We start from the raw sequence: 14,917 nt of genomic DNA on the forward strand, positions 1-14,917 counted from the left end.
CTTACCATCCTCAATGCCATCATCCGGGATCAAAAACCATGGCAATCAGCTTGACCAACAAGACAGTCGCTCTCCCCTCGGGGAGAGGGAATCTTGCCAAGCGCCGCCCCTTCGCCGCAAAACGTCGCAAGCGAAGGCTTACCCCGCAAGCTTCGCCTTCAACTCGATGCGGCGGCGATGCAGGACCGGCTCGGTATAGCCATTCGGCTGTTCGCGGCCCTTGAGCACGAGCTCAAGCGCGGCCTGGAAGGCGACCGAGCCGTCGAAATTGCCGGCCATGGCGATGTAGAGCGGATCGCCGGCATTCTGCTGGTCGACCACGGCCGCCATGCGCTTCATCGTCTCGACGATCTGCGCCTCGGTGATGACCTTATGATGCAGCCAGTTGGCCATGTGCTGCGCCGAGATGCGCAACGTGGCGCGATCCTCCATCAGGCCGATATTGTTGATATCCGGCACCTTGGAGCAACCGACGCCCTGATCGACCCAGCGGACGACATAGCCGAGGATGCCCTGGCAATTATTGTCGATCTCGCGTTGGATTTCTTCCGGCGTCCAGTTCGGGCGCGAGGCGACCGGCACGGAGAGGATATCGGAAAGCTTGGCGCGGGCGCGGCTCTTCAGGGTCTGCTGGACATTGGCAACATTGACCTTGTGATAATGCGTGGCATGCAGCGTCGCGGCTGTCGGCGACGGCACCCAGGCGGTATTGGCGCCAGCCTTAGGGTGGGCGATCTTTTGCTCCAGCATCGCCGCCATCAGGTCGGGCATCGCCCACATGCCCTTGCCGATCTGCGCATGGCCGGAGAGGCCGCATTCAAGGCCAATATCGACGTTCCAGTTTTCGTAAGCAGCGATCCAGGCGGCCTGTTTCATGTCGCCCTTGCGGATCATCGGGCCGGCTTCCATCGAGGTATGGATCTCGTCGCCGGTGCGGTCGAGGAAGCCGGTGTTGATGAAGACGACGCGCTCGCTGGCGGCGCGGATGGCTTCCTTGAGGTTGACCGTGGTGCGGCGCTCCTCGTCCATGATGCCCATCTTGATCGTGTTGCGCGGCATGCCGAGCACATCTTCGACGCGCGAGAAGATCTCGACGGCGAAGGCGACTTCCTCCGGCCCGTGCATCTTCGGCTTGACGACATACATCGAACCGGCGCGGGAATTCTTGCGGCGACCGTTCGGGCCGACGTCGTAGAGCGCGATCAGGCCGGTGACCATGGCGTCCATGATGCCTTCCGGTACTTCGTTGCCGTCGCGGTCGAGGATCGCCGGGTTGGTCATCAGGTGACCGACATTGCGTATCAGCATCAGCGAGCGGCAATGCAACTCGAAGCTCGAGCCATCAGCTGCGGTGTAGGTCACATCGGGATTGAGACGGCGCGTGAAGGACTTGCCGCCCTTGGCGACTTCCTCCGTCAGGTCGCCCTTCATCAGGCCAAGCCAGTTGCGATAGACCTCGGCCTTGTCTTCGGCATCGACGGCGGCGATGGAATCTTCGCAATCCATGATCGTGGTGATTGCCGATTCCAGCCGAACATCGGAAATATGCGCCGGATCGGCCTTGCCGATATCGGTGCCAGCGTCGATGACGATCTCGATATGGATGCCGTTGTTCTTCAGGAGAAGATGCGAGGGGGCAGCGGCATCGCCAAGATAACCGGCGAAATGCCTGCCGTCGGCAAGCGCGACTGTGCCGCTCTTCGTCGCAATCGCCAGAGCGCCGCCCTTGACGGCAAGGCCAGTGACGTCCTTCCAGCTGGCACCGGCAAGCGGCGCAGCAGCGTCAAGGAAATCGCGCACCCAGGCGATGACCTTCTCGCCGCGCTTCGGATTGTAGCCCTTGCCCTTCTCGGCGCCATCGGTCTCGGGGATGGCATCGGTGCCGTAGAGCGCGTCATAGAGCGAGCCCCAGCGCGCATTGGCGGCGTTCAACGCATAGCGGGCATTCATGACGGGGACAACGAGCTGCGGGCCGGCAATGGAGGCGATCTCGGGGTCGACATTGGCGGTCGAGACCATGAAGGCTGGGCCTTCGGGAATGATGTAGCCGATCTCGCGCAGGAAGGCTTCGTAGGCGGCGAGATCCACCGGCGCGCCGTTCTTGCGATACCAATCATCTATGGCCGCCTGCATCCGGTCGCGCTTGGCGAGCAGTTCGCGGTTCTTCGGAGCGAGATCGTGGACGATCGCCGAGAAGCCGGCAAAGAAGGTATCCGCGTCGACGCCGGAGCCCGGCAAGGCTTCCTTGACGAGGAAATCATAAAGGACCGGTTCGATCTGAAGCCCGTTTTTCTCGATGCGGCTCATACACTCAACTCCTCACGGCCGTTCAACGGCTCAATTCTGACATGGTGCCACTTTGCGGGTGGTTTCGCCTTCCGTCAATTTGGCAATAGTTCGAAAGATTTATGCAATTTTGGAAACAATCAATCCGCGGCGATTCGCGGCCGGCCGCTGGCCGTGGCGATAAAGCGGGCCTCGACCAGCTTGCGACTGCCCTCGACCTCCGGGGCATCGACCTGCTCATCCATGGCAATGACCGGATCGACGGCACCATTCAGCCGCGCCTGCGCCATCGCCACCGCGATCGCCCGCTCCCGCGCCATGGAGAAACTCTTCTCTTCGTCGGTAAACCGCAAGGTCTCCCCCGCTCCGTTCAGCACATAGATGCCGTCCTCGGGCATGGTCACGAAGACGGTGGCGCTGGTGCGGACCTGACCGACGACGGCGCCGATGGCGTTCGCCACGTCCGAATCAGCGGGGATGGCGCTCTCGCTCGCCAGCATCGCGGCGATAGCGGGGTAATAAACCGGGGCGGAAGCGCCGAGCCCCACGAGGGGACGATCGAGCGAGATGGCGAAACGGGCGATGCCCGGGGCACGACGAAGAGCCCGGTCGATCGAGATCGACTTGGCTGGGTCGAGATCGGCAACCTCGTCCTCCGCAAGGCAGGCGGCGAGAATGACATCGGCGGACTGCCGGGTCAGGCGATCGACGATCTTTTGCGCCAGTTCCTCGACGGATGCCGCGATCGGGCGGCCGGAACCGTCCTTCATCCGCATGGCCAGTGCCAGGCCGAGCCGTGCGGCTTCGGCATTCCACTGGCTCTGCCGGCCGAGCACATGCATGGCATCCGACGGCGTCAGGCCGCTGAGATGCACGAGACCGCACGCCACCAGCCGATCCAGCGTCGCCTTCTGCGAGGTCGAGGTCAGAAGCTGGTCGAGAGCCAGGGGCACGGCACCGATCTTGTCAAACAGCGCCTGCTCCAGCGACGTCAGCCCGCTTGCCAGATGATCCGGCACGCCGGTGCGCACGGCAAAGCGGCCGGCATTGCGGCCGAGATGCGGCGCACGCAGCTGTTGTTCCAGCGCCGCAATGATGATCTCACCATGCGTATGGGCGACAAGGCTGAGGGGCAGCAGGCGGCGCGGTCCAAGCTCGAAACCGGCGACAAGGCCGCGATCGTTAATTTTCACCTCGGAATCGCCGCCAAGCCCATAAGTCCGCATCGCGACCGCTTCGACCATGGTGCGATAACCGCCAACCACGGCGCCATCGGCATCGAGCCGGGGGCGGCCTGCTTCCATGACAGCGACATCGGTGGTGGTGCCGCCGATATCGGACACCACGGCATCATCGAGACCGGTGAGGTAACGCGCGCCGACAAGGCTCGCCGCCGGACCGGAGAGGATGGTCTCGATCGGGCGAAGCTTGGCCTCGGCGGCCGAGATCAGCGCGCCATCGCCGCGCACCACCATCATCGGTGCCGCGATGCCACGCTGAGCCAAAAACCCTTCGCAGGCGCCGACCAGCCGGTCGATCATCGAGACGAGGCGCGCATTCAGCAACGTCGTCAGCGCCCGGCGCGGACCGCCGAGCTTGGAGGAAAGTTCGTGGCTACAGGTGACCGGCAGATGCGACAACTCGCGAATGGCGTCACGCACGCGGATTTCATGGGCCGGATTCCTAACGGCGAAATAGCCGGCGATGGCGAAGGACGAGACACTCTTCGAAAGCTCCGGCAGCGCCTCTTCCAGCGCCGTCAGGTCGAGCGGGCTCTCATTGCCGTGGACATTATGCCCACCAGGCAGGAACAGCACGGGATCGGATCCCAGCGCTTCGGCAAGACCATCGCGCTTCAGATCATCAGGCCCGAAGCCGATCATCACCAGCCCGGCGCGACCGCCTTGCCCTTCGACCAGCGCATTGGTGGCAAGCGTCGTCGACAGCGATACCAGGCCGATGGCGGAAACCGGGACGCCGGCCTTGGCGATGACCGTATCGACGGCACCGGCGATGCCGACGGCCAGATCATGCCGCGTGGTCAGCGACTTCGCCTTGGCGACGATGCCATCGGTTTCATGAAAGAGAACGGCATCGGTATAGGTTCCACCCGTGTCGATGCCGAGCAGGAAGTGAGATGTCACGCTGATATAGAACCCCTGGACCCGGTAATGACTACGAATATCCGCAACACCGATTGAGACACGGGCGAAGCAGCAAGCGCGGAGCCTATCTCGCCCTTGGCGGGCGAGAAAGCAATTTCATTGGTTTAGGAATTGCTACACGAAAAGCTCCACACACTTAAAGCCCAGCGCAATTTCTAAGCCATTGAAATTGCAAGAGAGGGGTTTTTTTTGCTCGAATACTGTCAACGCGCAGTGCGCCCCTGCCTACCCCCGCCCTTGCAATTTCTAAGAATTAGACAAGGGACAAGCCCTCGCCTAATCCTAAGAAATTGCTTTCCCGCCCGCCGAGGGCGGGATAGGGCCTCCCCTACCGCCTCAACACCCGCATCGGCAGCCCGCCTTGTGGCTGCGTCGTCAGCTTCTGCACCGGCCACGGGTTGGTCTCGTCGGTGAGATCGAAGCGGAAGCGGTGCATCATCACGGCAAGGGCGATGACGGCCTCCTGCAGGGCGAAGGTGGCGCCGATGCAGACGCGCGGGCCGGCGCCGAAGGGCAGGTATTGGAAGCGGTTGATCTTGCCGCGATTCTCCGGAAGGAAGCGCTCGGGCATGAAGGCGCGCGGCTTGTCCCAGTAAAGCGCGTGGCGATGCAGCGTCCAGGGCATGATCAGCACGGTGATTCCGGCCGGAATCTCGACACGTTCGCCGCTCGGGCTCGTCCATTCGTCATCGGCAATGGAGGCGCGGTTGATCGAGGGTGCCGGCGGATAGAGCCGCATCGCCTCCTCGAAGGCGGCGCGGACATTCGGCATCAGGTCGAGCCAGGCGACGGGCTCGGCGCCGGTGGCGAGCACGCTATCGATCTCCGCTTCCATTGCCTCGCGGATATGCGGGCTATTGGCGACGCAATAGAGCGTCCAGGCAAGCGCACGGGCCGTCGTCTCGTGACCGGCGCCAATGAAGGTGAGGATATTGTCCTCGATCTCCTCCATGGTCAGGCCATCTGGGCCGGTCTTTTCCAGGAGCAGCGTCAGGAAATCGTCGGGTGCGGACGCGCGATCCCGGCGCATCTTGTCGAGGCGCAGGTTCATGGTATCGCGGACGATGCCGCGAAACTTGTCGAGCACCTTCTGGCCGCCGATGCGGGTGACGCGCGGCACCCAGGATGGCGCGCGCAGGAGGTCCATCGGATCGACGCGGCCCATGCGATGCAGCAACTCGTTGACGTCATCCGCGAAACTGTCGCCTTGCGTGACGATCTCGCCGGAAAACAGTGTCTCGGCGAGAATGACAAAGGTGAGCTCGGTCATGTCGACAGCGATATCGAAGACCTTGCCCTTGCTGCCGACATCCTCGTATTTACGGACGTAATCCTCGCTCTGGCTCAGCATCTGGCCGGCAAAGCCCTGTGCGTGGCGCGGCGTGAAGACCGGGGCGACGGCCTTGCGAGAGCGCTTCCAGACGGGGCCTTCCGCTGTCAGCAGACCATCGCGCAGGATCGGCCGGAGTATGAGCTGGCGGATATCGGACATGCGGTAATTGGAAGCATTGTCGACCAGCACATGCTTGATCAGGCCGGGATCGTTGACGATCAATGTGCGCTCGCGAATGAAGCGCGTCATGATCCAGGGCAGCGTATAGGAGGGTTCACCCCAAAGTTCGAGCGGATTGCGCAGAATGGTGCGGATGATCGTCAGCCGCGACGGCGGCACGGTGCGCGGGATCGGGGCCGGCGGAGAAAAGGCTTCCTGGATCATATCCATGAGATCAATTCTCCTCGAAAACCGGCCCGCTCGGCCCTCTGCGCCCTTGGCGGCATCAGGATCCGATATGGTGAGCATCGACCGCGAAGTCTATAGCAGCGACTTCAGGTCGCTCAGCTTCTCATTGATCAGCCAGCCATAGTAATTTTCCTCCGGCCAGACCGGCTGGCTCACGCCACGATTCTTGGCGGCAAGCGCGGCGGCGCGTTGGCGGGAATTGCCGACATTGTAGAGCGTCGCAGTAAGGCCCGGATTGCCGGATATATCCATGCCGGCGATCGAGCGGTAATCGTCAATCGACTTGCGGATCGAGCCGGCGACGAAGGCAAGCGATAGATCCGGGTCCATGATCGCCTTGTAGACGCCACTGGCATCCTTCTCATCCAGCTTCGGAATGCCCGAGGTGGAGCTGACGAGATCGGAAAGCTCCAGAGCGGTCAGCGGATTGATCTGGCCAAGGCCGAAGGTCTGGCCGGCATAGAAGGGCTGGAAGAAAACGGCGCTGAACCGATTGTCGGGGAAGGATTTGCCGTCGACCTTCTTGCCCCGGAAAGCGCTGTCCCAGACATCCTCGCGGCAGGTCCAGAGGCTGTAGGAATCCCTTTTGGCCTTGCAGACGTCGAATTGCGGCCGAGCAACGAAATCATCGATGTTTTCGCCGCTATAGGCAAAGCGGAAGCTCTGGCCGGCATAGGAGGCAGCCTTGACGTAGTAGGACTGCAGGCCGTCATAGGCATCGACATTATAGGTGTGCTCGCCAACCAACGCGCCGATGATGTGGATCGGATCGATGCCATAGGCGCGCGCCGTCGACTTGATCTTCGACATCAGCCTGGTGTCTGTCGCCAGCAGCTCGCGAACCTTCTGGTATTTGCGGTCGAAGGTCGAATTCGTGCCCCGCGTGCGGCGCACCGAGGCGCCGGGGATCGCCGGTTGCTCGGCATTGCGGTTGCCCGGCGGCACCATGGTTGCCGCATCGGCATGGGCCGGTATCCAGGAAAGGCTGACGAGCGCCAGGAGAAAGGGGATCAGTATGCGTCGCACGATGGCTGCCCTATCGAAGTTTTATCCGATGCTTCCATGCGGCTGCCTGAGGGACAATCTTGGCCGAATAAAGCCAAGTCACGCAAAGAAACGGGCCTCTAACTAAAAAGTTAAAGGCCCGCTGTCGAGTGATTAATATTTCAAGATGCCAATGCCGGCATCGATCGCACTAAAGAATGAAGCGCGACAGGTCGGTATTGTTGGCGAGATCGCCGACATGCTCGCGGACATAGGCGGCATCGATGGTCACCGAAACGCCGGCGCGGTCCGAGGCATTGTAGGAAATCTCGTCCAGCACCCGCTCCATCACCGTCTGCAGACGGCGGGCGCCGATGTTCTCGACCGTGGAGTTCAGATGCACGGCGACATCGGCGAGCGCATCGATGGCGTCGTCGGTGAAGTCGAGCTTCAGGTCTTCCGTCTCCATCAGCGCCTTGTACTGGCGGATGAGGCTGGCTTCCGGCTCGGTCAGGATGCGGCGGAAGTCCTCCTTGGTCAGCGGCCGAAGCTCGACGCGGATCGGCAGGCGGCCCTGCAATTCCGGCAGGAGATCCGAAGGCTTCGAGACATGGAACGCGCCGGAGGCGATGAAGAGGATATGGTCGGTCTTGACCGGACCATACTTGGTCGAGACCGTCGTGCCTTCGACCAGCGGCAGCAGGTCGCGCTGCACGCCTTCGCGCGAAACGCCGGCGCCCATGCCGCCGTCGCGGGCGGCGATCTTGTCGATTTCGTCGAGGAAGACGATGCCATCATTCTCGGCGGATTGCACGGCTTCGCGCTGGATCGCCTCATTATCGATCAGCTTGTCGGATTCGTCGCGCACCAACTCCTTGTAGGAATCCTTGACCGTTGTGCGGACCTTCTTGGTGCGGCCGCCCATGGCCTTGCCGAACATTTCCGACAGGTTGAGCACGCCGATATTGGCGCCGGGCATGCCGGGGATCTCGAAGCCGCCGGGCATGCCGGAGCCGCTGTCGGCAACTTCGATGTCGATTTCCTTGTCGTCGAGCTGGCCGTCGCGCAGCTTCTTGCGGAAGCTGTCGCGCGTCGCCGGCGAGGCGGTCGCGCCGACCAGGGCATCGAGCACACGCTCTTCAGCGCTCATATGCGCCTTGGCCTGCACCTCGGCACGCTTCTTTTCACGCACCAGGCCGATGCCGACTTCGACGAGATCGCGGATGATCTGTTCGACGTCGCGGCCGACATAGCCGACTTCGGTGAACTTGGTGGCTTCGACCTTGATGAAAGGCGCACCGGCAAGCTTGGCGAGGCGACGGGAGATTTCCGTCTTGCCGACGCCGGTCGGGCCGATCATCAGGATGTTCTTGGGCATGACTTCGTCGCGCAGATCAGGCTCAAGCTGCTGGCGGCGCCAGCGGTTGCGCAGCGCAATCGCCACGGCGCGCTTGGCCTCATGCTGGCCGACGATATAACGGTCGAGTTCGGAAACGATCTCGCGGGGGGAAAAAGTGGTCATTTCGTGTGTTTCCCGTCAGGGCTGGATACGATCAAGATAGGAATTCAGGCTTCGGCATCGAGCGTCTCGATCACCACATTATGGTTGGTGTAGACGCAGATGTCGGCGGCGATATCGAGGGCGCGGCGGGCGACCTCCTCGGCGGATTTGTCGGTATCCATCAGCGCGCGCGCGGCGGCGAGCGCATAATTGCCGCCGGAGCCGATCGCCAGCGCGCCGTGTTCCGGCTCAAGCACATCGCCGTTGCCGGTGATGGCAAGCGTTACGCTTTTGTCGGCCACCAGCATCATGGCTTCGAGGTTGCGCAGATACTTGTCCGTGCGCCAGTCCTTGGCGAGCTCGACGGCCGCGCGCATCAGCTGGCCGGGATATTGTTCGAGCTTCTTTTCAAGCCGCTCCAGCAGCGTGAAGGCATCGGCGGTCGCGCCGGCGAAACCGGCGATCACGTCGCCCTTGCCGATGCGGCGAACCTTGCGGGCATTGCCCTTCATTACGGTCTGGCCAAGACTGACCTGGCCGTCACCGGCCATCACAACCTTGCCACCTTTGCGAATAGTCACAATTGTCGTCATGTAACACCTGTTTGCCCCCATTCTGGCGGGCTTTCTGCCGGGCCGCGTTTCGGCCCCGTCGTGATCTATGTAAGAGGGCTTTTTACGATTGCAAATGCCTTCCATTTTGGAATGATGCTTGGAAGCCGGCTAGATAAGTCATCGGAGACTTAACTTCTGGATATTTGCCGATGTGCCTGATATGGAACGGCCGTCATCCCGATGGAGCAGCCCATGGCAGAGACTGTAGCGAGCCGCACGGCAAGCGTTTCCCGCAAGACCAACGAGACCTCGGTCTCCGTTTCCGTCAATATCGACGGCAGCGGCAAGTCGACCATTTCGACGGGCGTCGGTTTCTTCGACCATATGCTGGAGCAGCTGTCGCGACATTCGCTGATCGACATGGAAATCGACACCAAGGGCGACCTGCATGTCGACGATCACCATGCCGTTGAAGATACCGGCATCGCCATCGGTCAGGCCATTGCCAAGGCGCTGGGCGACCGGCGCGGCATCACGCGCTATGCTTCGATCGATCTCGCCATGGACGAGACGATGACCAAGGCCGCCGTCGATCTCTCAGGCCGGCCCTTCCTCGTCTGGAACGTTGCCTTCAGCGCGCCGAAGATCGGCACCTTCGATACCGAACTGGTGCGCGAGTTTTTCCAGGCGCTGGCGCAGAACGCCGGCATCACGCTGCATATCCTCAACCATTATGGCGCCAACAATCACCATATAGCCGAGACATGCTTCAAGGCCGTTGCCCGCGCGCTGCGCACGGCAACCGAGATCGACCCGCGGCAGGCAGGCCGTGTACCCTCGACAAAGGGCACCCTCGCCTGAGCCCCATCATGGGGGAAGTGAAGAGATGGCAAGCTATCTGATTTTGACGCCACCCGGCGGGCCGGACGGCAACCAGGACAAGACGCGCTTCATCCGCGACGGCTTTTCCTGGTGGGCTTTTCTGTTTCCGACGCTGTGGATGATTTACCACCGGCTGTGGCTGCATGCCGCCGCCGCCTTTCTGCTGCAGGGCATCGCGCTGGAGCTGATCCGCCAGCCGGGATTTTTCGCCGCCGGCATCGCGATCTTCATCGGCGTCCGCATCCTCGCGGCGCTCGAAGGCTCGAACGCCCTCTACCGCGTTCTTGCAGGTCGTGGATGGAAGACGGAAGGGCTGGTTTCGGCGCAGAATCTGGCGACGGCTGAAGACATCCATTTCTCGGGCATCGAGCCGAAGGCGCAGGAAAATATCCGCGCGAACGGCTGGGATATCCCCTCCTATTCAAACAATAATTCCGGCCACGGCGGATCGACATTCGGTCTTCTCGGCTATGACGGAGGACGCTGAATATGCGCGTCGCGATTATCGACTACGGCTCGGGCAACCTGCGCTCGGCCACCAAAGCCTTCGAACGCGCAGCCCGCGAGGCCGGCATCGACGCCGAGATTGATCTCACCGACGATGCCGAGCGCGTCGCCACCGCCGACCGCATCGTGCTTCCGGGCGTCGGCGCCTATGCCGATTGCCGCCGCGGGCTCAACGCCGTTTCCGGCATGGCGGAAGCCGTCATCGATGTCGTCGAACACAAGGCCCGCCCCTTCCTCGGGATCTGCGTCGGCATGCAGCTGATGTCGTCGCGCGGACTGGAAAAGACGATCACGCAAGGGTTCGGCTGGATCAAGGGCGACGTCAAGGAGATGACGCCGAGCGATCCCACCTTGAAAATCCCGCAGATCGGCTGGAACACGCTGGATCTGAGGCACCCGCACCCGCTCTTCGACAGCATTCCGACGGGGTCGGACGGGCTGCACGCCTATTTCGTGCATTCCTACCATCTGGCCGCCGAGCATGCCGACGACGTCATTGCCACCACCGGCTATGGCGGGGCGATGACCGCTTTCGTCGGCCGCGACAACATGGCCGGCTCGCAGTTCCACCCGGAAAAAAGCCAGAAGCTCGGCCTCGCCCTGATTGCTAATTTCCTGCGCTGGAAGCCGTAAGGCTCGCGCTTCAAGGACAGAAACTATGATTCTTTTCCCTGCCATCGACCTGAAAGACGGCCAGTGCGTGCGCCTGAAGCTCGGCGATATGAACCAGGCGACCGTCTATAATCCCGACCCCGCCGATCAAGCCAAAGCCTTTGAGGACCAGGGCTTCGAATGGCTGCATGTAGTCGATCTTAACGGCGCCTTCGCCGGCGAGACCGTCAACGGCGCGGCTGTCGACGCCATCCTCAAGGCGACGAAGAACCCGGTGCAGCTCGGCGGCGGCATCCGCACGCTCGACCATATCGAGAACTGGCTGGCGCGCGGGCTTACCCGCGTCATCCTCGGCACCGTCGCCGTGCGCGATCCGGCGCTGGTGATCGAGGCTTGCAAAAAGTTTCCGGGCCATGTCGCCGTCGGCATCGACGCCAAGGGCGGCAAGGTGGCGGTCGAGGGCTGGGCGGAAGCCTCCGAACTCGGCATCATCGAGCTGGCGAAGAAATTCGAAGGCGCCGGCGTCGCCGCGATCATCTATACCGACATCGACCGCGACGGGATTCTGACCGGCATCAACTGGGCGTCAACGCTGGAACTGGCCGATGCCGTTTCCATCCCGGTCATCGCCTCCGGCGGCCTGGCCTCGATGGATGATATCCGCCGCATGGTCGAACCGGACGCCCGCAAACTGGAGGGTGCGATTTCCGGCCGGGCGCTTTATGATGGCCGTATCGATCCGCAGGAGGCCCTGGCGCTGATCAAGGCGGCCAGGGAAAAGGAGATCGCGCAATGACCCTGAAAGCCCGCGTCATCCCCTGCCTCGACGTCAAGGACGGCCGCGTCGTCAAGGGCGTCAATTTCCTCAATCTCGTCGATGCCGGTGATCCTGTCGAAGCCGCCAAAGCCTATGACGCCGCCGGCGCCGACGAGCTCTGCTTCCTCGATATCACCGCTTCTTCCGACAACAGGGAGACGATCTTCGATGTCGTCGCCCGCACGGCCGAACAATGCTTCATGCCGGTGACGGTCGGCGGCGGCGTTCGCGCCATCGCCGATATCCGCAAGCTGCTACTGTGCGGCGCCGACAAGGTGTCGATCAACTCGGCGGCGGTGAACAATCCGGATTTCGTCGCTGAAGCCGCCGACAAGTTCGGCAATCAATGCATCGTTGTCTCGATCGACGCCAAACGGCGGCGCATGCAAGAGCTCGGCGGCGACAATCTGAGCGCCTGGGAGATCTATACCCATGGCGGCCGCAACGCGACCGGCATCGACGCCGTCGATTTTGCCCGCAGGATGGTCGAGCGCGGCGCCGGCGAACTGCTTGTCACCTCCATGGACCGCGACGGCACCAAGGTCGGCTACGATCTGGAGCTGACGCGGGCGATCGCGGATGCCGTGCGCGTTCCGGTTATCGCCTCGGGCGGCGTCGGCGATCTCGACGATCTCGTCGCCGGTATCAAGGAAGGCCATGCGACCGCCGTGCTCGCGGCCTCGATTTTCCACTTCGGCACCTATTCGGTCGGCGAAGCAAAACGGTATATGTCGGAACATGGCATCGCCATGCGGCTCGACTAGGGAGGACAACGACGGATGAGCGGATTTACCCTTTCCGACCTCGAAAGGATCGTCGACGAGCGCTCCAAGGCGCCGCCGGAGGAATCCTGGACGGCGAAGCTTTATGCCGCCGGCCAGCCGAAAGCCGCAAAGAAACTGGGCGAGGAAGCGATCGAGGCCGTGATGGCCGCCGTGACCGGCGATCGCGACAATCTCACCTATGAGGCGGCCGATTTGCTTTATCATCTTATGGTCGTATTGAAGATTGCTGGCATTCCGTTGCAGAATGTCATGGGTGAGCTTGAAAGGCGCACCGCTCAATCCGGCCTTCAGGAGAAGGCAAGCCGGTAGAACGCGATGACAATAGCGACCAAAACCCCGACCACACCCGAGACGCTCGATATTTTTCAGGCGAAAGCCTATTCGCCCTATTATTTCTTCTCCACGGAGGAATGGGCGAAATTCCGGGCCGATACGCCGTTGACCCTGACCGCCGACGAAGTCACGCGGCTGCGCTCCATGGGCGACCCGATCGATCTCAATGAGGTCCGGCGCATCTATCTGTCGCTGTCGCGGCTTTTGTCGTCGCATGTCGAATCCTCGCAGATCCTGTTCGAACAGCGCAACCGCTTCCTCAGCCTCAACGGTGTCGCCAAGACGCCCTTCGTCATCGGCATCGCCGGCTCGGTCGCCGTCGGCAAATCGACCACGGCCCGTATCCTGAAGGAACTGCTGCGCCGCTGGCCGTCGAGCCCGAAGGTCGACCTGATCACCACCGACGGTTTTCTCTATGCGAATGCCGAATTGCAGCGCCGCAACCTGATGCAGCGCAAGGGTTTTCCGGAAAGCTACGATACCGCCGCGTTGCTGCGTTTCCTCTCGGCGATCAAGGCCGGACAGCCGGATGTCAAGGCGCCCTGCTATTCGCACCTCGTCTATGACGTGCTGCCGAACGAATACAAGACCGTCGACCGGCCGGATATCCTGATCTTCGAGGGCATCAACGTGCTGCAATCGCGGCACCTGCCGGCCGACGGCAAGATCGTGCCGATGGTCTCGGACTTCTTCGATTTCTCGATCTATATCGATGCGGACGAAGATCTGATCCACAATTGGTATGTCACCCGTTTCATGCGGCTGCGCGAGACCGCCTTCCGCGATCCGCACTCCTTCTTCCACCGCTATGCCTCGATCACCGAGGAAGAGGCGCTCGGGATTGCCGAGGGACTGTGGAAGAACATCAACCTGAAGAACCTTCGCCAGAATATCCTGCCGACGCGCCCGCGCGCCGACCTGATCCTGCGCAAGGGCAAGAACCATCTGATCGAACAGGTGGCACTCAGGAAGCTCTGACGCCTAGATCAGGGATTGACGCGCCGCAGCGTCAAATTGATCCGCCCGCCATTCTTGAGCAGCGTCGATGTCGCTGGATGGATGCGGTCGACGCCGTGGAAGCAGAGTCTGCCCTCGCCGCCAAGGACGACGATGTCGCCGCTGGAGAGCTTGAAGGATAGCGTGCGATCATTGCGGTTGAGACCGCCGACGCGGAAGAGGCAGGTGTTGCCGAGCGAGATCGACAGCACGGGCGCCTTAAGATCCTGTTCGTCGCGATCCTGATGCAGGCCCATGCGAGCATCGTCATTGTAGAAATTGACCAGACAGGCTTCCGGCGACTTTTCATAGCCGGCTATATTAGCCCAAAGTTCCAACAATTCCGGTGGCATCGCCGGCCACGGCCTGCCTGTTACGGGATGGGCTGGCTGATAGCGATAGCCATGCTGCTTATCCGTCACCCAGCCAAGCGGGCCGCAATTGGTCATCCGCACCGACATCTCCTTGCCGGTGCCGGGCATGACCGGCGTGTAAAGTGGTGCTTCAGCGACGACGTTGCGGATGGCTTCGACCAGGGCTTCCTGTTGGGGCCGGTCGAGATAGTCGGGGAGATGGCGAATTCCGTTGGGGAGAAGCATCGATGTTTTCCAAGATTGGCGGTACCGGTCAGGTAAGCGCGCCAGTGCCGCGCCTTTGTGCATGGCCCCTCACCCTAACCCTTGTAACTTAGAACAGACCGTGTGTGCTACTATTGGCCTCGCGGTGGCGGATGGAAGACCGTCGGCCCTTTGGG

The 14,917-nt window shown here is 61.9% G+C and carries 14 protein-coding genes; 7 read left to right on the forward strand and 7 right to left on the reverse strand.

What is annotated here, in order from left to right; translation table 11 throughout:
• Positions 1-138: 138 nt before the first annotated feature.
• The 6 genes from AC1RO0_RS31680 to hslV all read right to left on the reverse strand — a co-directional run bounded on the left by AC1RO0_RS31680 (position 139) and on the right by hslV (position 9,270).
• Complete coding sequence (locus AC1RO0_RS31680) at positions 139-2,307, reverse strand: malate synthase G (protein ID WP_498596481.1); 2,169 nt, start codon at positions 2,305-2,307, stop codon at positions 139-141.
• Positions 2,308-2,426: 119 nt separating this feature from the next.
• Positions 2,427-4,430 carry a hydantoinase/oxoprolinase N-terminal domain-containing protein gene (locus AC1RO0_RS31685; RefSeq protein ID WP_498596482.1) on the reverse strand — a complete coding sequence of 668 codons (2,004 nt, stop codon included), beginning with the start codon at positions 4,428-4,430 and terminating at the stop codon, positions 2,427-2,429.
• A gap of 349 nt (positions 4,431-4,779) precedes the next feature.
• Positions 4,780-6,174: a cytochrome P450 gene (locus AC1RO0_RS31690; RefSeq protein ID WP_498596483.1), complete on the reverse strand. Its 1,395-nt coding sequence runs from the start codon at positions 6,172-6,174 to the stop codon at positions 4,780-4,782.
• A gap of 90 nt (positions 6,175-6,264) precedes the next feature.
• Positions 6,265-7,218, reverse strand: coding sequence for a DUF1402 family protein (locus AC1RO0_RS31695; RefSeq protein ID WP_498596484.1), 954 nt, complete (start codon positions 7,216-7,218; stop codon positions 6,265-6,267).
• A gap of 169 nt (positions 7,219-7,387) precedes the next feature.
• Positions 7,388-8,698, reverse strand: coding sequence for an ATP-dependent protease ATPase subunit HslU (gene hslU, locus AC1RO0_RS31700; RefSeq protein ID WP_498596485.1), 1,311 nt, complete (start codon positions 8,696-8,698; stop codon positions 7,388-7,390).
• Between the two features lie 44 nt (positions 8,699-8,742).
• On the reverse strand, positions 8,743-9,270 hold the full coding sequence (hslV, locus tag AC1RO0_RS31705) for an ATP-dependent protease subunit HslV (RefSeq protein ID WP_183690390.1): 528 nt from the start codon (positions 9,268-9,270) through the stop codon (positions 8,743-8,745).
• A gap of 213 nt (positions 9,271-9,483) precedes the next feature.
• Here hslV and hisB point away from each other — a divergent pair, with 213 nt between their 5' ends.
• From hisB to coaA, 7 genes are read left to right on the forward strand one after another with little or no spacing between them, the layout of a single operon-like run.
• Entirely contained in the window at positions 9,484-10,092 is a 609-nt protein-coding gene (hisB, locus tag AC1RO0_RS31710; RefSeq protein ID WP_120702542.1) for an imidazoleglycerol-phosphate dehydratase HisB, read from the forward strand.
• A gap of 25 nt (positions 10,093-10,117) precedes the next feature.
• Entirely contained in the window at positions 10,118-10,600 is a 483-nt protein-coding gene (locus tag AC1RO0_RS31715) for a DUF2628 domain-containing protein (protein WP_498596486.1), read from the forward strand.
• A 2-nt stretch (positions 10,601-10,602) separates the two neighbouring features.
• Positions 10,603-11,253, forward strand: a complete 651-nt coding sequence (gene hisH, locus AC1RO0_RS31720; protein ID WP_498596487.1) for an imidazole glycerol phosphate synthase subunit HisH — start codon at positions 10,603-10,605, stop codon at positions 11,251-11,253.
• Between the two features lie 25 nt (positions 11,254-11,278).
• The gene (gene hisA / locus AC1RO0_RS31725; RefSeq protein ID WP_498596488.1) at positions 11,279-12,028 is read left to right on the forward strand and encodes a 1-(5-phosphoribosyl)-5-[(5-phosphoribosylamino)methylideneamino]imidazole-4-carboxamide isomerase; all 750 of its coding nucleotides are present in this window, start codon (positions 11,279-11,281) and stop codon (positions 12,026-12,028) included.
• Entirely contained in the window at positions 12,025-12,813 is a 789-nt protein-coding gene (gene hisF, locus AC1RO0_RS31730; protein ID WP_498596489.1) for an imidazole glycerol phosphate synthase subunit HisF, read from the forward strand. Before hisA ends, hisF begins: the two co-directional genes overlap by 4 nt.
• 15 nt (positions 12,814-12,828) lie before the next feature.
• Positions 12,829-13,143, forward strand: coding sequence for a phosphoribosyl-ATP diphosphatase (locus AC1RO0_RS31735; protein WP_174162169.1), 315 nt, complete (start codon positions 12,829-12,831; stop codon positions 13,141-13,143).
• 6 nt (positions 13,144-13,149) lie between these two features.
• Positions 13,150-14,145, forward strand: coding sequence for a type I pantothenate kinase (gene coaA, locus AC1RO0_RS31740; RefSeq protein WP_498596490.1), 996 nt, complete (start codon positions 13,150-13,152; stop codon positions 14,143-14,145).
• 8 nt (positions 14,146-14,153) lie between these two features.
• On the opposite strand, the gene AC1RO0_RS31745 is transcribed toward coaA, so the two are convergent.
• Positions 14,154-14,762, reverse strand: a complete 609-nt coding sequence (locus tag AC1RO0_RS31745) for an alpha-ketoglutarate-dependent dioxygenase AlkB family protein (protein ID WP_498596491.1) — start codon at positions 14,760-14,762, stop codon at positions 14,154-14,156.
• Positions 14,763-14,917 lie beyond the last annotated feature (155 nt).

It is taken from the genome of Rhizobium sp. GW821-FHT14E12 (genome assembly GCF_058803745.1).